This is a genomic window from Myxococcales bacterium, from assembly GCA_016703425.1.
Lineage (GTDB): Bacteria > Myxococcota_A > Polyangia > Polyangiales > Polyangiaceae > JADJCA01.
Genome location: JADJCA010000007.1, coordinates 639,311 through 657,171, shown reverse-complemented (window position 1 = coordinate 657,171; position 17,861 = coordinate 639,311). Strand labels below are relative to the sequence as shown.

The 17,861-nt window shown below is 68.6% G+C and carries 13 protein-coding genes and 1 pseudogene; 8 read left to right on the top strand and 6 right to left on the bottom strand.

Annotation, left to right across the window (positions count from 1 at the left end; genetic code table 11):
- Positions 1 to 49: 49 nt before the first annotated feature.
- Together IPG50_14765 and IPG50_14760 are read right to left on the bottom strand one after the other, a co-directional pair.
- On the bottom strand, positions 50 to 1,732 hold the full coding sequence (locus IPG50_14765; GenBank protein MBK6693450.1) for a DUF4339 domain-containing protein: 1,683 nt from the start codon (positions 1,730 to 1,732) through the stop codon (positions 50 to 52).
- A 367-nt stretch (positions 1,733 to 2,099) separates the two neighbouring features.
- Positions 2,100 to 3,671 (bottom strand): hypothetical protein, encoded by a 1,572-nt coding sequence (locus IPG50_14760; GenBank protein ID MBK6693449.1) that lies wholly within the window; start codon positions 3,669 to 3,671, stop codon positions 2,100 to 2,102.
- A gap of 241 nt (positions 3,672 to 3,912) precedes the next feature.
- Between IPG50_14760 and IPG50_14755 the strand changes: the two genes are divergently transcribed.
- A complete protein-coding gene (locus tag IPG50_14755; GenBank protein ID MBK6693448.1) occupies positions 3,913 to 5,832 on the top strand; it encodes an OmpA family protein in 1,920 nt (639 codons plus the stop codon).
- Between the two features lie 21 nt (positions 5,833 to 5,853).
- On the opposite strand, the gene IPG50_14750 is transcribed toward IPG50_14755, so the two are convergent.
- From IPG50_14750 to IPG50_14740, 3 genes are all read right to left on the bottom strand, one after another.
- Positions 5,854 to 6,168, bottom strand: coding sequence for a hypothetical protein (locus IPG50_14750; protein MBK6693447.1), 315 nt, complete (start codon positions 6,166 to 6,168; stop codon positions 5,854 to 5,856).
- A 464-nt stretch (positions 6,169 to 6,632) separates the two neighbouring features.
- Complete coding sequence (locus IPG50_14745; protein MBK6693446.1) at positions 6,633 to 8,153, bottom strand: FHA domain-containing protein; 1,521 nt, start codon at positions 8,151 to 8,153, stop codon at positions 6,633 to 6,635.
- A 155-nt stretch (positions 8,154 to 8,308) separates the two neighbouring features.
- Complete coding sequence (locus tag IPG50_14740; GenBank protein ID MBK6693445.1) at positions 8,309 to 9,067, bottom strand: competence/damage-inducible protein A; 759 nt, start codon at positions 9,065 to 9,067, stop codon at positions 8,309 to 8,311.
- A 71-nt stretch (positions 9,068 to 9,138) separates the two neighbouring features.
- On the opposite strand from IPG50_14740, the pseudogene IPG50_14735 reads away from it, so the two are divergent.
- From IPG50_14735 to IPG50_14705, 7 genes and pseudogenes are all read left to right on the top strand, one after another.
- A pseudogene (locus IPG50_14735) lies at positions 9,139 to 9,605 on the top strand (response regulator).
- Positions 9,606 to 9,614: 9 nt separating this feature from the next.
- A complete protein-coding gene (locus IPG50_14730) occupies positions 9,615 to 11,768 on the top strand; it encodes a chemotaxis protein CheA (GenBank protein ID MBK6693444.1) in 2,154 nt (717 codons plus the stop codon).
- Positions 11,765 to 12,253, top strand: coding sequence for a chemotaxis protein CheW (locus tag IPG50_14725; GenBank protein MBK6693443.1), 489 nt, complete (start codon positions 11,765 to 11,767; stop codon positions 12,251 to 12,253). Before IPG50_14730 ends, IPG50_14725 begins: the two co-directional genes overlap by 4 nt.
- Entirely contained in the window at positions 12,250 to 12,720 is a 471-nt protein-coding gene (locus IPG50_14720; GenBank protein ID MBK6693442.1) for a purine-binding chemotaxis protein CheW, read from the top strand. The genes IPG50_14725 and IPG50_14720 overlap by 4 nt, the downstream gene beginning before the upstream one ends.
- Entirely contained in the window at positions 12,717 to 14,783 is a 2,067-nt protein-coding gene (locus tag IPG50_14715; GenBank protein ID MBK6693441.1) for a HEAT repeat domain-containing protein, read from the top strand. Before IPG50_14720 ends, IPG50_14715 begins: the two co-directional genes overlap by 4 nt.
- Position 14,784: 1 nt before the next feature.
- Positions 14,785 to 15,675 (top strand): protein-glutamate O-methyltransferase CheR, encoded by an 891-nt coding sequence (locus tag IPG50_14710; protein ID MBK6693440.1) that lies wholly within the window; start codon positions 14,785 to 14,787, stop codon positions 15,673 to 15,675.
- 60 nt (positions 15,676 to 15,735) lie between these two features.
- The gene (locus IPG50_14705; GenBank protein ID MBK6693439.1) at positions 15,736 to 16,248 is read left to right on the top strand and encodes an N-acetyltransferase; all 513 of its coding nucleotides are present in this window, start codon (positions 15,736 to 15,738) and stop codon (positions 16,246 to 16,248) included.
- 3 nt (positions 16,249 to 16,251) lie between these two features.
- Here IPG50_14705 and IPG50_14700 read toward each other — a convergent pair whose 3' ends face one another.
- Positions 16,252 to 17,766: a PAS domain-containing protein gene (locus IPG50_14700; protein MBK6693438.1), complete on the bottom strand. Its 1,515-nt coding sequence runs from the start codon at positions 17,764 to 17,766 to the stop codon at positions 16,252 to 16,254.
- Positions 17,767 to 17,861 lie beyond the last annotated feature (95 nt).

Here is a 17,861-nt window from a genome sequence, read left to right as displayed (position 1 = left end):
AAAATGCGCCGAGGAGCCCCATGCCGATCGGTAGAGGCTCGCCCGCGCGTTACAGGCTGAAGCTCTTGCCGGCGGTGATGGACGAGCCCGCGAACGCCGGAATGCGCGCGCCGCGGAACTTGCCGAGGATGCAGCCACCGACGGGCGTTCCCGCGAAGGAGCCTTCGGCGAACTCGACCTTGCTCACGCTGCCGTTCGGCTCGAAGGTGACCTTGACCTTGCCGGGCCCCGTCGGGCCGTCGGGCTTCTTGCAGGAGCCCAGGCTGCCGGCGACGCCGCCGAGCGACGCCGAGGCGGCGCCCTTGTCGAAGGGAGCCGTGCCGCCACCTGCAGCCGCAGGCTTCTCTTCCGTCTTCTTTGTGCCGGCGGCCTCCTGCATGGCCTCTTGGATGCTCTTCGGCTTGCTCGGAGCCGCAGGCACCGGCGTCGGCGCCGCGGCCGGCTTCTCCTCGGGGGTCGGCGAGCCGCCCAGCGAGGGCTTCGGGTTGCCGGCGACCTTGCCCGCGGGCGGCTTGTCGCCGACGGCAACGGCGCCCGTCGAAGGCGGCGTCGCTTGCGTCGTGGAGGTCGTGGTCGGAGCGGCCGCCGTCTCGGCCGGCTTCGCGGTCTCGGCGGGCTTATCGGGCGCCTTCTCCGTGGAGTCGGTCTTCGCGATGGGATCTTTCTCGTCCTTCTTGCCGCCCGACAGGATGACGGCGGCGGCGAGGCCGAAGACGCCGAGAATGCCGGCGACGCCGAAGACCATGATCATGGTCTTGTTGCTCTTCTTCTCGCCGGGATGAACGCTCATCGACGAGAGATCGGCGGAGGGAGGCGCGAGGACCGGCGCCGCGAGGGCCGCGCTGAAGGCGCCGCCTCCCGACAGGTTCATGATGTCGTCGACCTTGTTGTTCCGCTTTCCGTCGTCGACCCCCATCGATGACGCGAGGGCGCGGATGTCGATGAGGCCCGAGCCGTCGGCCTGAGCGCCCGAGTCGGCGGGCTTCGGCGGGCCGCCGCCGCCTTGTGGGGAGTCGGTGGTCAGCGCGGAGAGCGAGAAGAGGACGCTGTTCTCGTTGCGCGCGCCGGTCATCTTGCTCGCGTCGCCGCCGGCGGCGCTCGTCATGACTTCGCTCTCGCTGCCGGCTTGCGCGGCGCCACCAAAAAGGTCCGCGTTGCCGGTCTGACGGCCACCCGCGCGCCGCGCCGCCGCGTTGGCCGCGCTCGCGCTTTGGGCGCTTGAGGCCGAGAAGAGCGCGTTGGAGCCGTTCACGTCGGTGTGCTCGGCGCCGCCGTTTCCGCCGCCGCCAAAGAGACCAAAGCCGCCGCCGCTCTCTTCCGCTGCTGCCGCTGGGGGCTGGGCCGCCAGACTAAGCGGCGTGAAGCCTTCAGCGCTCGTCTGGAGCGCCGGCGCCGGCCCGAGGGTGCATGCGGAGTACAGCTGCTCAATCTCGCGGAGCGGCAGCCAGTCGTTCATGCCGTCTTTCCAGCAGTACGTGTCGTCGCCCACGACGCTGTTCTTGTACTCCTGGACGATCTCCTGGAGCGTCATGGAGCGCTGGTCGCCCTCGGCCACGTTGACGGTCCATTGATCGTCGCTGCTCGCTGTGTAGTCCGCGACGCCGCCGCTGGCCGCGTCCGACTCATTGCCGTTGACCACGATGGTCGCGCCGCACTTCTTGCAGCGGATCTTGACGACCTTGCCGACGACCTTCTCGTCCGCGATCGTGTATTGGCCTGACAAGACTGGCACGAAATCTTCATCGCGGAACCATCCTTCACGCGCGACTCGAAAGAGCAGCGAGAACCCTCCGGCCTTGCGCCTCCCACTCAAGGAGGTGCCGACCGGGGCAGAGAGTGAAATCCAGAGGAAGTATAGCGGGGCGCAACAAATCCGATCAAGGAATGGACCAGCGAATCCCCAAAGGCTTGGGCGGCGCCCTTCATCCCGTACACGTGAACGTGCCCGTGCCCGTGGACGGCCGCGCTCGTCCAGCACGGGATCCCTCGCCTCGTGCACGTTCACGGGCGCCGGCACGTTCACGGGGGTGCCCCCGTATCCCCTGGTGATCTCAGCACTTCGTGCACGTCCACGGGCACGTTCACGGGACCCGCGCACCCTAATTCACAAGCACCAACGCCGTCCCGTCCTTACCGCAGAACGTGGCGGTTCCTTCAAAGCGGTCCCCACAGGTGGGGCAAATCTTTCCTTTGGCGGGCATCGAGGGCGAGGTGCCGAGGACGCCTCGCGCGGCGTACGGAACAAGTGTCTCCCCGTGTTCAGGGCACGTCTTGGTGCCCGCCTCGAAGGCGCGGTGGCAGGTCGGGCAGACGCCGCCGCCGGGCTTGATGGCCGCGTCAACCTCCGACGCGAGCACCAGCTTCGCGCCGTCCTCGGGGCAAAAGGTGGTGGCGCCCGCAAACTCCCGCCGGCACACCGGGCACGCCTTCTTGGAGGCCTCGATGCGCTCCGCCTTGATGCGCTTGGCGCGCTCGACGCTCTCTTCGTGGGCCAGAAGGGCCGCCTGGTGCGCTTCCTCCGTCTCTTTGCGCCGGCCCTCCACCTCGCGGACCCGCACCTCGTGGCGAAGGCTCGCCTCGCGCTCGAGCTTCTTGGCGCGCCGCGAGCGACGCGCGCCGACGACCGCCAGCACGCCGAGCACGGCGGCGATCCCGCCGACGATCCCGATAAAGAGCGTTCGCCGTCGCTTTCCGGCCTCGATGCGCACCTCGGAGCCGCCCAAGGAAGCGGTCCCGAGCGGCGTCACGACCGCCTCGGCGCTCTCGCCGGAAGCCCCGAGGCCGGACTGCACGAGGAGCGCTTCGAAGTTCTCGGCCGAGCCCACCTCAAGGCGAACGCGCGCGCTCTTTCCGGCCGCCGAGGCCACGATCTCGTAGGCGCCCTCGGGCACCTCGGCGCCGGCGCGCACGGTGCCGCCTTCGAGCGTGAGGCCCGGCGGCGCGCCCGGCGCGGTCCACGTGGTCGCCGTGGCCGTGCGGCAGCCGGCGCCATCGAGGACGTCGGCGCGAAAAGTGAAGCTCTCCCCGGAGCGAAGGAGCTTGCGTGAAGGCCTCACTTCGAGCCGCGTCGGCTCACCCGGTGACTTGCAGCGATTCGGCTCGGGAGCGCTTGGTGCGGTCGCCGTCGCCGACGCGACGGGGGGAGGGGCGCTGGGCGCATCCTTGACGCGATCGAAGCTGCGCGAGCGCTTCACGTCGGCGATGCAGCGACCGTCTTTGAGCGTGATCTCGTAGCGACCCGTCTCGATGAGGTCCAAGTGGTTCTCGTTCGCGACGTTGACGCGGGTGTTGATGACCGCGCGGCGAGGGTCGTTGGGCGGCGTGGTGCAGCGCGTGAGCCACGAGCGGCCCGACGCTTCGCGCGAATGCAGGTCGCGCGCGATGGTCGGCAAGAGGTCGTAACACTGGTTGGTCTTGTAGACGCGGCCGCCGCCGACGATGGATAGCTCGTCGCCCTCGCTCTGAATGGTCACCACCTCGCCACCGCCAGCGGCGCTGCTCGTGGGCGTCGGACCGCAGCCGGAGAGCCATTGCTGAACCGTGAAGTCCTCGCGAAGAGGCCCTTGTTTCCACTTGCCAGCGAGGTCAGGCGTTTGCGCCAAGGTGGAGCGCGCCACGAGGGCGAAGGCCACCGCGAGGAGGGCGCTGACGCTGGAATCGCGAAGCCGCATGGGAACGCTCGTGAGCCTAGTGCATTCCAGTGAGCTGACTCAAGGCGGTGAGCTTCTCGTTGGCTCGCTCGGGTGACTCGGCGCACAACCCGGCCGGGGCCCGGCCGCGCCTGCTGTTCGCTACAGATTCGGCCCAGGGTAGGACAACGATGATATGGTCCCCCCAAACTGCGCGGCGCGGGCAATTCGCTGGTTCCGAACGAACGAGCAGGGGCCAGCGCCGCCCTCGACGGATCTGCCAATGAGCACCCGAACGACCCGAACGCTGGTGGCGACCCTCCTGGCCGCGCTCCCTCTCCTGGCCTCGAGCCGCGCCGACGCCGACAACGGTGTGGTCGATGGAAACGGCGAAGGCTTCGACACGCACCTCTTCCGTCCAGCGATGGACTCCAAGGGGTTCTTCACCACCAACGGCTCTGACATCCTCGGCAAAGACGACGTCAGCCTCGGCCTCATCCTCGACTACGGCAACACGCTGCTCCGCGCGAAAGACGTCGGCCAGCAGACGCCGGCCCTCATCAGCCACTCGTTCCAAGGAACGCTCAACTTCAACTACGGCCTCTTCAATCGAGCCGTCATCGGTTTGAGCGCGCCCATCATCCTGATGACCGGTGATGCGCAGCAGACGCCCGCGGCGCAGCCCGCGGTGACCGGCTGGAGCTCGACGGACGTCAACCCGCAGACCATTTCGAGCGTCGCCCTCCACGGAAAGGTGCGTATTACACGCGTCGAGTACGGCCCGGGCCTCGCCGTCGGCGTGCAAGTCGGCGTGCCCACCTCCGACGCCGCCAAGAGCGGCGGCGCCGATCCGTCGCTCTGGTACTGGCCGCAAGTGATGTTCGAGAATCGCTTCGGCGCTACGGGCCGCTTTCGCGTCGGCTTGAACGCCGGCTACCGCGGTCACACGGCCTCGAGCACGCAGCTTCCCCTCGCGGAAGGCCTCTTCAAGGACGGCTCCCGCGTCACCTACGGCGGCAGCGCCAGCTTCCGCGTCTTCGAGCCGCTCGACGTCGTGGCCGAGACCTACGGCACCATGTTGCTCAGCGACGCCGACAGCAAGCAGAAGCTGTCGAACGAAGTCGTCGGCGGTCTCAAGGTGTTCGTCGACCGAAACTCCTTCTTGATGCTCGGCGCTGGCCCCCGCTACACGCCGGGCTTCGAAGCCGCCGATTTTCGCGCGTTTCTCGGCTTCGTCTTCGAGCCCTCGATTGGCGACCGCGACGGCGACGGCATCAAAGACGACGAGGACAAGTGCCCCGACGATCCGGAAGATCGTGACGGATTCCAAGACGAAGACGGCTGCCCCGACCCCGACAACGACAACGACGGCATCTTGGACGTCGACGACCGCTGCCCCAACGAGCCGGAAGATCGCGACGGCGACGAAGACGAAGACGGCTGCCCCGAGGGCAACGACGGTGACCGCGACGGCGACGGCATCCTCGACTCGAAGGACAAGTGCCCCGACGATCCGGAGGACCGCGACGGCTTCCAAGACGAAGACGGTTGCCCCGACCCGGACAACGATCAGGATGGCATCCCCGACAAGAAGGACGCGTGCCCGAACGATCCGGAAGACAAAGACGGCTTCCAAGACGAAGACGGCTGCCCCGACCCGGACAACGACAAGGACGGCATCCTCGACAAGGTCGACCGCTGCCCCAACGAGCCGGAGACCTTCAACGGCTTCGAGGACGAAGACGGTTGCCCCGACAAGGGCAACGTCATCATCCAGGACAACAACATCGTCATCCTGCAGAAGATCAAGTTCAAGACGAACTCGGCGGAGATTCTGCCCGAGTCGAACCCGATCCTCGACGCCGTCGGCACGACCATCGTGCACCACCCCGAGTTCGTGCTCATGGAGATCGCCGGTCACGCCGACGAGCGCTCGAGCGACGAGTACAACCTGCGGCTCACGCAGGACCGCGTGAACTCGGTCATGGCGGCGCTCGTGCAGCGCGGCGTTGATCGCTCGCGGCTCCGCAGCAAGGGCTACGGCGAGTATTGCCCCGAAGACGAAGGACACAACGAAGCGGCCTGGGAGAAGAATCGCCGCGTCGAGTTCAAGATCGTCAAGACCAAGGACGGCCCAACGGGCGTCGAGCTCGGCTGCCCCGGCGCCGTTGGCAAGGGCGTGCGCCCCGACCCGGTGCCGTAGCGCGGCGCAAGCGTCACACGCTCACGGAGCGCGGCGCACGGCGGGCCCTGCGGGGACCGTCGCCATCGTCGAGGCGACGCCTTCGAACGAGGGAGAGGGCCACGTGGCGACCATGCTGTCGGGGCCCGTCTCACGGACACCGGAGTGGGGAGCGTCGCCGCCGGCCCACTCTTCCGTGTCCCACTCGAGCGCTTCCGGAATGAAGGGAACGGCGGGCGCGCGCGGCGCCGAGGTCCCCAGAGCGCCGTCGAAAGCCGGCGGAACGAGTGCGGCGCGACCGACGAAGCGGGACGCCGTCGTGGAGGTCATCGTGTCGGCTGCGGCTCTCGTGCTCATGGTGAGGACTCAAGCAGGGAGCGTGCCTGCACCCCGCTCGAGGCTAAGTCCGCGGAAAGGCGCTGGTCACTTTCGGGGCCGGGAGTCGAGCGCGACCCGCCCGCGCGGGGTCAGGCGGCACCCACCCCGCCCACGGGACTCGCTGAGCCCCCGCTCTGCGTGAAATTCAAGGCACTTGCGCGAGGTCGCGCGGGACCCGCCTATCCTTTGTTCAGGCTCGGAGGAGCGCTCCGGCTATAGTCCCGCCCATGCTCCTCGCGCCCGCTTCGCCAGCCGAGCCGCCGACCGAGTGGGGACCTTTGCTCGGCATCGTCGCCTTCGTCGTTGTTGCCGCCGTCGTCCTCGGCTTCATCGGCTGGAAGAAGCGCGACTCCTAAGACCCCGAAGGCCGGGGCTTTCTCCTCACGCGAGGTCCGGCCGGTGCCGCACGAGCCGGCGCGCGCGCCAGTCTTGGCGGGCGCTTCTCAGGGCTGGCCGGCGAGCATCTCTTTGCAGCGGCTCACGCAGACCTGATCCTTCATGTCCTTGCAGACGATCCGCAAGAGGTCGATCTCTTGCCGCGACGCCTTGCCGCCGAAGACACGAGGCGTCAGCAGCTCCTTCGCTTGCTTGAGGCCGTCGGGCCCCTCCAGCATGAGCGCGCGAACCTTCTCCGATACGTTGCCGCCGGCGGCCGGCGCTGGCGGCGGCTTGGGCGCCGTTGGGCCGGGCGTCTTCGCTGTCACCGGCGATGGCGTGGAGCCGGTCTCGCGCGTCGGCGGCGCGGGCGTCGCCGACGACGGGACGGTGAGGGGCGGCGCCGCGAGCAGCGCTTCGGCCGTCGCGAGCCGGTCTGAGGCGTTGCGCCTACGGTTCGGGTCGACGCTCGCCGAGCGGGCCACGGGCTCGAGCAAGGCCTTGCGCTTCGCCGCGTCGACTTCGTTCTGCGCCCGCTCCATGCGGTGATCGGCCCACGCGCCGACGATCATCTTGAAGTCGTCGGAGTCGAGCAGCGGGGAAGTGATGGCGATGCCTTGCTGGAGCCGCTCGTAGGCCTTCTCGCAGTCGGCGCTGGCGCAGAGCTTCTTGGCCTCGGCGAGCGCGCCCGCTTCCTGATCTTGCGGCCCCGGCGGCAGGGGCTGCACCACCTCGGGCGGTTGACGCAGGAGCACGAAGGCGCCGACGGCCAGGAGCGCCATGACGGCGAACACGAGAAACCAGATGGCTTTCGGGTTCGTTCCCTGGCGGAGCGCGGCGTTGGCCACGCGATCGCCGATGGCCTCGAGCTGGGCGCTCTCGTTGACGCCAGGGACGAAGACCTGCCCCGCGCCGACGAACTTGAAGCGAACGTCGCCGAGCTCGATGACGTCGCCAGCCTCCATGATGCCGCGACGAAGATCGGCGCCGTTGACCCGCACGCCGTTCGAGGAGCCCTTGTCGACGATCTCGAAGCGCGACTCGCCGAGCGAGTGGATCTCGCAGTGCACGCGCGACACCGAGTTGTGATTGACCGAGATGCTCGCGTCCTCGGCGCGGCCGATGGTCATGCGCTCGAGCGTCAGCGGGAACTCGGCGCCCGGCGTTGGCCCGGCGAGCATGACGAAGCGATTCGGGCGCTCGAGCAAGAGCGAGCCGCGCGTGCCGAGCGGCAGCGTCGTCTTCCCGTCTTCGGTGGAGGTCGGGGCCGCCGGCTGGTCGGTGACGGTGTCGTCTTGAAGGATGAGCCGGTAGTCGCCGATCTGGATGAGATCGCCGTGCTGAAGGTCTTGCCCTTCGACGACGCGGACGCCGTTGACGTAGACGCCGTTGTAGCTCGAGCAGTCGTGGAGTGTGAAGGTCGCTCCGGCGCCGTTCATCTTCTTGCGAAGGAGCGCGTGATCGCGTGAGACGTTTCGCTCCGTCAGACGGATCGTGTTCCCCTCGCGACGACCTAGCGTGTAGTCGTCCCGCGTGAGCGGTACGACGGTCCGCTTTCCTTCGTCATCCTCGATGACCAGCTTCCACATGGGGTCGGTATTGGGACTCGGTTCGGGGGAGCTTCACACGGGAGGGGACGAAACGTACGGCTGACGGGGAGCTCGTGGGCCCGTCGGAATTCGAAGTCTACCGATGCCGCCTAAGTCCTGGCAACGCCTTGGCAAGGGCAGCGTCATTCCATCTTTTACGGCAACCCCGTAAGGCGGGCCTGAAAATGGTTGCGAGCGGCAAAAACCCGGCTTTCGACGCGCCCGTCGAAGGTGATCTTGGTTCGATAAGTGTCCTCGCTCGCGGCCACCACCGCGGCCCCCGGCGGGTGCCAACGCGGGTAAGAGCCGATGGACACGTCGGGAAACGCGGCGACCGCGTCGTCGAGCAGCGCCTTGATTTCGCTCTCGTCCTTGTGCGTCAGCACGCTGAGCGACACGTAGGCCTGGCCCCGCGGGAGGCGTTCCGCCAGCACCAAGACCTTCGCGCGGAAGATCTCCGGCACCCCTGGGAGCATCCACACGTTGCCGAGGCGGAGCACCGGCCAGGCGACCTCCGCAGTGCGTTCGAGGATGGCGCCTTCCGGCGCCAGGGCCATTCGGAGGTGAGCCTCCGTCAGTCGGTCGCCGTAGTGAGCCTCGAGCATCGCCTTGAGATCGGGATGGACGGAAGCCGGTTTGCCGAAGGCCCGGGCCACCGCCTCGATGGTCACATCGTCGTGCGTCGGGCCCACGCCGCCCGACGTGAAGACCCAATCGTGCGTCGCGGCGAGGCGTTTCGTCGCATCCGCGATGGTCCCAAGCTCGTCGGGCACGATCTCCGTCCGGAGGAGTTCAACGCCGTGCTCCCTCAGGAACCGCGCCAGGACCGCGAGGTTCTTCTCCTCGATCTTCCCGGAGAGGATCTCGTTGCCGACGACGAGGGCCGCCGCCGTGGCCGCCGGAGGGAGATCCATGGGATGACTCTTATACCTGAGGGCGGCCGCGAACTCCCACAAGACTCGGCCTCCAAGGTAGACTCGGGTTCGTGCGCCGCGTGCTCGTCGTAGAGGATTCCGGGTCCGCTCGCGCGCTCGTGCGCGCCATCCTCGAAGACAAGGCCTTCGCGGAGCCGCTGGGGGCTGCGAGGTTGTTGAGGCGTCGAGCGGCTTCGACGCCATGCGCCTTCTGCCGCGGGCTCGCTACGACCTCATTGTGACGGACATCAACATGGCCGACATCAACGGCCTTGAGCTCATCCACTTCATTCGCAAGTCGGAGCACCACCGCGGCACGCCCCTCGCGATCATCTCGACGCTCGCCAGCGAGCGGGACGTCGAGCGCGGTTTGGCTCTCGGCGCCAACGCCTACATCGCCAAGCCATTTTCGCCGGAGCAGCTCCGCAGCGTCTGCGGCAAGCTCCTCACCGATCCGCCCAAGATGCCGACCCCGAGTGGCTCCCGTTCCAGCGCGGCTCGTGGTTCGCGGCCCGGTGGCAAGGGCGAGAGCGAATAAGGACGGCTCATGGTCGAGTCGGGGTCCGGAGGCTCGGGATACGAAGGCGGCGCGGACAAGGCTCGCGAGGAGTTCTTCTCGGAGGCGCAAGAGCTCATCGACACGGTGAGCCGCGATCTGCTCGCCATCGACGAGTTGGTTAAGCTCGGACGCGCCGACGCCGAGCTCCTGAACGACGTCTTCCGCGGCGTCCATACGCTGAAGGGGCTCTCGGGTCTCTTCGGCGCCACGCTCATGAGCGGGCTGTCGCACGAGCTCGAAGACGTGCTCGACGACCTAAGGCTCGGTCGCCTCGAGCTGTCGGCGCGCCTCCTCGACCTGCTCTTTCGCGCCGTTGAGCTGTTCACTCGCCTCCTCACGGCGGACCGGACCCAGGCGCCGTTGCCGGAGCTCGAGGTGCAGACGCTGCTCGCGGCGCTCGGCACCCTGCGCGGCAGTCCGCAAGGAGTTGTGGCAGCCAGCCCCGTGGCGCAGTTCGAGCTCGACCCGTCGTTGCTCGGCGTCCTGACGGAATACGAGGAGCATCGCCTTCGCACGAACATCCAGGCGGGCCTCGGCCTGTACCGGCTGATGGTGGTGTTTCAGCTCCTCAGCATCGACACGGCGCTCGATGAGCTCAAGGCGCGGGCGCGGCCTCACGGCGAAATCCTCACGTACCTGCCGACGGGGTCCGCCGGCGACGCTGACTCCATCGAGCTTGAGATCTTGATGGCCAGCGGCACGCCGCTGGAAGCGCTGCAAGCGGCGCTCGCCTCGCCGAACATGCGGATCGAGGAGGTGCGGCGGCGCAGCCCGCAGACGATGCCTCCGGTGTCCGTCGACTTTGTCGGCGAATCGCCGACGTCGATAGCCGTCGGTGCGCGCGGCTCGCTGCGGCCCCCTGCCGAAGGGCATGAGCGCGACCGGTCGCTGCGCTCCGTGGCGCAGACCGTGCGCGTCGACATTCGCAAGCTCGATCACCTGATGAACATCGTCGGCGAGCTGGCGATCATTCGGACGGGCATCGGGCGCCTCGTCGATCGCGTTCGCCACGGCGGAGCGGGTCGAGAGACGGGGACCGAGCTGCATCGCTTGCACCGCGCCTTCGAGCGCAACCTCGTTCAACTGCAAAACGGGATCCTTGAGGTTCGCATGGTCCCCTTGGGCCAAGCCTTCGACAAGCTGGCGCGCGTGGTTCGCCAGATTTCCCGCGAGCACGACAAGGAGGTGAACCTCGTCGTCACGGGAGCGGAGACCGAGATCGACAAACTCATCGTGGAGGAGCTGAGCGATCCGCTCATGCACATGATCCGCAACGCCATCGATCACGGCATCGAGGCTCGCGACGAGCGCATGAAGGTGGGCAAGCCCGCCGTGGGAAGCATCGTCCTCAACGCCTTCCAGAAGGGCAACAACGTCGTCCTCGAGATCGAGGACGACGGCCGCGGCATGAACCCCGCGGAGCTCGTCACGGCGGCCGTGTCGCGCGGCCTCGTCACCGACGAGCAAGCGAGGGACTTGTCGGCGCGCGAAGTGCTGGCGCTCGTCTTTTTGCCTGGCTTCACCACGCGAAGCCAAGCCACCGATCTCTCCGGTCGCGGCGTCGGCATGGACGTCGTCAAGAAGAACATCTCGAAGCTCGGCGGCATCGTCGACATCTCCAGCGAGATGGGCATCGGCACCAAGATGACCATTACGCTGCCGATCACGCTCGCCATCATCAGCGTGCTCATGGTCGGGGTCGCGGGCCGCTCCTTTGCGGTCCCGCTGGCCAACGTCGAGGAGGCCATCGCCTTCGATGAAAAGGCCGTTCGCGTCATCGACGGTCGCGAGGTGCTCAATCAAAGGGGGCGTTCGCTCCCCATTTGCCGCCTCGCCCAGCTCTTCGGCTTCAGCGCCAGGGCGCCCAAAGAGCGGCGAAAGGGGTTCGTCATCGTGGGCCAGGTGGGCGGCCGGAAGCTGGGCTTCGTCGTCGATGCGCTCTTTTCGCAAGAGGAGATCGTCATCAAGGCGCTGGGGCCGTCGCTCGCGCGCGTCGCGGGCTTCTCTGGCGCCACCGAGCTCGGCGATCAGCGCGTGGCGCTCGTCATCGACGTCGCCGCGCTCATCGAGGAGGTGCTCGCGTCGGACGCGGAGCGCGGACCCGCGGCTCATGCGCTCTTGCCCCGCATGGATCGCCCATGAGCGGCCTCACGAAACGCCACGACGAAGGCGCCGCGTTGCGCCGCGCTGTCGAGCTTGGTCACCGGACCGAGGTGCTAGCGTTCCAGCTCGCCGGCGAGGCCTACGCCGTGCGCATCGAGCTTGTGACCGAAATTCTGAGGCCGCCACCGCTGACGGAGGTCCCGCGTGCTCCGTCGCCCCTGCGCGGCCTCGTCAGTGTGCGTGGGCGGCTCTCCACGGTCGTTGACTTGAGGTCGTGCCTGAGGCTCCCTTCAGCGCCCATCGAAGCCAAGAGTCGATTGCTCTTGGCGACCCACGACGGCGAATCGATGGCGCTGTTGGTTGACGAGGTGCGGCAGGTCTATCGGCTCGCGGAGGCGGAGATCGAGCCCGCCGCGGCGCTCGGCGGCGAGCAGCCGCCGTACATCTGGGGCATCGCGCGGCCCGCCGCTGGCGAGCTGCTGGTGCTCCTCGACGTCCGACAGCTCGTGGAAGGGCTCGCATGAGGCCTCGCACGCGTCACGATCCGCGCCGTGACCTCGTGGGCTTCGTGGTCGGCGACGTGAGCTACGCGGTCGCCATCGGTGCCGTGCGGGAGGTCACGCTGCCGCTCCGCATCGATGCGCTCCCCCAGGCGCCGCCGGCGGTCCTGGGGGTCGCCGACTATCGCGGCGTCATCGTACCGGTCATCGACCTTCGGCAGCGTTTCGGCCTCCCGGCGGCGCCTCTCCTTCGACGAAAATGGCTCTTGTGCGACGTCGGTGGACGACAAGTTGCGCTCGTCGTCGATCGTGTTTCGGAGGTCTTCGGCACCGCCGGCGCCGCGCTACGGCCGCCGCCGCTCTTGGGGACCGGCGCCGACGTGCGCGGCCTCGCGGGGGTCACCGAGCTCGACGGTCGACTCGTCTTCGTGCTCGACGTCATGCGTTTCGCGGAGCTCACCGCCCAGGTGGGCCGGGAGAAGGTCACATGAGCCTCGAGGCGTTGTCGCAGGCGCTCGCCTCCGAGGAGCCGGAGGAGCGGCGCCGCGCCGTCGCGGCGCTCGCCCTGCGTGGCGGCGAAGAAGCCATCGAGCTCTTCGTGCGGGCGCTCGGGGATGGCGACTGGCGCGTGCGCAAGGAGGCGTCCGCGCTCTCCGTTCGCGTAACACCCCGCGCGTCGCTCCTCGTCCGGTTGGCGCAGAGCCTCGACGATAAGACCAACATCGGACTGCGCAACGCCGCCGTCGAGGCCCTCGTCAACATCGGTCCCGACGCCGTTTCGTCGGTGCTCGGGGCGCTCGACGCGCTCGATGCCGACGCGCGGAAACTCGCCGTCGAGGTTCTCGCTGGCGTGCCCGATCCGCGCGGCGTCGCGCGTCTCATCGAGGCCCTCGCCGACCCCGACGCCAACGTGGTGTTGGCCGCCGCTGAAGCGTTGGGGCGCGCCGGCCTCGCCACGGAGCGCACCCGGGAAGACGCGACAGCGGCACTCCTTTCGCATTTGGAGTCCGAAGACCTGGCGCTGGCGCACGCCGTGCTCGACGCGTTGGTGCGGCTCGACGCGAACCTGCCGAGCTCGCGCCTCTTGCCGCTGGCGGAGCGGCCTCTCATGAAGCGCGCAACGTTGTCGGCGGCGGCGAAGGCCAAGGATGAGGCGGCGCTTGCCTTCCTCGTGAACGCCGTCGTGGAAACGCCCGGGGCGCGCGAGGCGATTCTGGCGCTCGCCGGTTGGTTGCGTGAGCTCACGCCGGATTCGGCCTTCGTCGTCGCCGCTGGCGCGATGATTCGCCGCGCTCCGGCGGTCCACGAGGCGCTCCGGAAGACGGCGTCCGAATCCTCCGAAGCGGAGCTCGCCGAGGGCGCCCTCGTGGCGCTCGGTGCTGCGCGTGATCCCACCGACGTGCCCGGCATCGTGCACGCGCTCGAGGGCGAGGGGCCGTCGTCGGGAGCCCTGCGGGCGCTTGAGCTCTTCGGTCCCGAGGTGGCGCTGTCGCTTGCAACGTTGCTCGATGTCGCGGCGCCGGCGCTGCGGGTGACGCTCTTGGAGCTCATCGTGGCCCTCGCAACAGAGCTCGACGCTCGAGCGCTCCGCGCGGTGCGCGAGACGCTATCCGACGCGTCTGCCGAGGTCGTGGCGGCGGCGGCCAACGTGCTCGGAAGCTTCGGCGACGAACGAGATCTAGGGCGACTCGTGGCGCTCACGGCGCACGGCGACGGCCGCATCGCGGAGGCCGCCTCGTCGTCGCTCACGTCGCTCGCGGCGCGCCATCGTGCAACGGCCCGAGCGCTCCTTGCAGCGCTCGACCCGACGGCCGAACACGCCGCCGCGGGTGCCGCCATCGTCGCCGCCATGACGCGTGTGGGGAGCGGTTCGGAACAACCCCCGGTGGCCGAGCTGATGGCCTTTGGCGAGCGAGCGCTCCGAAGCGCCGACCCGCGCGCGCGTCGCCTCGCCGTCGAGGCGCTCGCCGAGAGCGGGGCCGAAGAGGCGCCGGAGCGCATCGCCGTGGCCTTGGCCGACGAAGAACAAGAGGTTCGGCTCGCGGCCGTGCGCGCCTTGGGTCGGGTCGGAGCCGAGAGCATCCTTCGCGGCATTGTGGTGGCGTCCACCGACGAGGAGACCGTCTCGTCGGCGCTGCGTGCGCTCGCGAGCGCCAGCTTGCCCGCGGCCCTTGAGCTCGCCGAGGCGCACCTCGGCACCGCGCCGCCGGCGCTCGCGAGCACGGCCGTCGAGATCTTCGCGCTCGCGACGGGTGAGGCCCGTACCCGCGGCCTCCTGCTAGCGCTCGGGCATCGCGACCGTGACGTGGTGACGCTCGCGCTCTCGGAGCTCGCAGGCAGTCTCACGCCGGAGCTCGTGGGCAAGGTCGCGCCGTGCCTCGCCCATCCCGCCTGGGAGGTGCGGAGGTTGGCTTCGGAGATCTTCGCCGAGCTACGAATCGACGCGGCGCGCGCGCTCCTGCGCGACCGCTTTGAGGTCGAACGCGAGCCGGAGGTCCGCGCCGCCCTCGCCGAAGCGCTCTCTTTGAGGCCTCCACGCTTCGAGGGCGGCTGACGTGGCGCCGGGGCGTGGGCCCGAGTGGGAGCTCAAGGCCGAGGAGTTCCGTGTGCTCCGCGAGCTGCTGGCCTCGAAGCTCGGTCTTGCGCTCAACCTCGACGCGCGCATCAGCGCTGGCCGCAAGCTCCGCGATCGGCTCCACGTCCTTCATCTCCAGACCTTCGCCGAATATTTTCACTACCTCCGCTACCACCCGAGCGCCGCCGCTGAATGGGAGGAGGTCGTCGAGCTCTTCACGACGCACGAGACGTACTTCTTCCGCGAGGACTACCAGCTCCGCTCCTTCGAAGAGGAGCTCCTGCCGCGGCTCGCGGCCCAGGGCAAGTCGCGGCGGAGGCTCTCCCTGTGGAGCGCCGGTTGCTCGACCGGCGAGGAGCCCTACACCGTCGCCATGCTCGTCGAGCGCTCGGGCCTCTTCGGCGACTGGGAGGTGAGGGTGTTCGGTTCGGACCTCTCGAAGCGATGCATCGCGACGGCGCGCCGAGGCTTCTACGGGCCATCGTCGTTCCGCGCGACGCCAGAGCTCGTCAAGCGCACGTACTTTGAGACGCGCGCGGGCTTCGAAGCGCGCCCCGGTCTCGATGCGCGGGGCGGAGCAACCGGTGCCTTCGTCGTGGAGCGCATTCGCAACATGGTGCACTTCGGTCAAATGAACCTCTTGGACGACGAACGCGCGCGCACCGTCGGTCGCGTTGACGTCATCTTTTGCCGCAACGTCCTCATCTACCTCGACGCCCACGCGCGTCGTCGTGTCATCGAGATGTTCTTGGAGCGACTCACCCCCGGTGGTGTCTTGCTCCTCGGGCACTCGGAGTCGCTCTTGAACGTTTCGACGGCCTTCGAGCTGCTTCACCTCAAAGAAGATCTCGTCTACCGAAAGCCGGGCTAGATCGTGGAGGATTCGGACCCTTGTTCGATTCGGTTGGCGGAGCTCCGAGACGTCGGCGCCATGCTCTCCCTCGCCAACGAGGCCGCTGCGACCGGCGTCGCCAACTTCGCGACGGAACCCGAGTCCATCGCCGAGTGGGAGGATGCGTTCACGCGCTCCAACGAGCGGTTCCCTTGGCTCGTGGCGGAGCGAGATGGCGGCGGCGTCGCAGGCTTCGCGAAGGCTTCGCCCTATCGAACCCGCGGCGCCTACCTTTGGACCGCCGAAGTCACGGTCTATGTGGAGCCATCGAGGCATCGACGCGGCGTCGGCTTCGCGCTCTATCGCGAGCTCATCGATACGCTGGTGGCACAAGGCTTCGTGACGCTCGTCGCGTGCATCACGCGGGGCCAAGAGGCGAGCGAGCGTCTCCACGAGCGTTCGGGCTTCGTGCGGAGTGGCTGGCTCCACCGGGCCGGATACAAGTTTGGAGCCTGGCACGACATCGGGCTCTGGGAGCGCGGCGCCGCGTCGCGGAGCGCTGGTGCCGCACCGGCGCCGCCCAAGCGCGTGCGCGACGTCCGGGTCCGCTGAGGCTTACGACGGCCAGGCGCGGCGAAAGACAGCCTCGAGGGCCTGACTCGTGGCGGGCTTCTCGAGCCACGGATGCGGCAGCGACTCGAGGAACAGGCGACCCTCCTCGGTGCTCGCGCCACCGCTCATCATGACGACCTTCTGCTCGAAGCCAGGCCAGCGCCGGGTGACCTCCCGGTAAAACGCCGCACCGTCCATCCCCGGCATCGTGAGGTCGCACAGCACGACGTCGAAGACGCGGTCGCCGGCCAAGATCTCGAGCGCGTCTCGTGCCCCGCCACACTCGACGACGTCGTGACGCCTCGACAAGAATCGAGCGAGCGCGCGGCGCACGAGCGAGTCATCGTCGATAACGAGTACGCGCATGCGTGGCATGGACCGGGCCACCGCAGAAGTCTCTTCGGCGCGAGGGGGCGTCGCCGCCGGCAAGGTCACGCGCACCTTGGTGCCACGCTGCGAGTCGCTCTCGACGGCGACGTCGCCGCCGAGCCCGATGATGATGGAGCGCGTGACGGAAAGGCCGAGACCGGAGCCGGAGCCCGGGGCCTTCGTGGTGAAAAACGGCTCGAAGATGCGAGGCAGGATCTCGGGGGAGATGCCGACACCATCGTCGTTTACGTCGACGACGACGCGGCCGTTGGCCAGAAACGCGTGCACCTCGACCTTGCCCGGCGAGCTCGGCGGCACCGCCTGCAAGGCGTTGAGGATGAGGTTCAAGAACACGTGCGACAGGCGATCCCGGTCCCCGGCGACGGGGACGAGGCTCTCGAACCGCTCGACGACGGGGGCTGACGTCGGCATGCCGGTGCGCGCCAAATGGATCGCGTCGCGCAAGATCGGCTCAAGGTCCACGAGGCCTGGGGCGTCGGCTTCGACGCGCGAAAAGGTGCGGACATCCTTCACGATCTGCGCGACGCGTTGCGCGCCCTGGCGCGCCTCCCGAAGCGCCTCCTCGGCGCGTGCGACGGCGTCGGGGCCGCACAACCGCCGGAGCGCGGCGACCTCGTCGTCGAGAAATTGGAGGTTCGTCAGCACCGAGGTGAGGGGGTTGTTGATCTCGTGCGCGATCCCCGCCGCCAGCGTGCCGAGGGCCGCGAGGCGGTCGGCTTCGATGAGCCTTGAGTGGGCGAGGCGACGCTCCGTGACGTCGCGCATGACGCCGAGGAAGTGGGTGCACCTCCGCTCGTCGTCGACGACCGGCACAATGTCGAGCTCGGCCCAGAAGGTGCTCTGGTCCTTCTTGTACTTGAGCAGCTCGACGCGCACCGGCTGGAGCGCGTCGCGGGCCGCCTGGATCCGCCGAAGCGCGTCGCGGTTCGTGTCGGGGCCGACGGTGATGTCGAGGAGCTGACCGATGGCTTCGCTCTCGGAGAAGCCCGTCATCTCGGTGAAGGCGCGGTTGACGAAGATGATGGGCCTTACGCCGTGCGCGTCGCGTGTGCCTTCGGTGATCAGGACGGCGTCCTTGAGATCGCCCACGGCGCGGGCCAACAGCGCGAGCTTGGCGGCCGGGTCCATGTGCGTCTGCTACTTGGCGCTCGCGGCTCTGTCAACGAATGCCTCCCGAGGGTGGCCCGGCCGCGGCGAGCCCTTGCCGCCGCCGGCCGCATCGA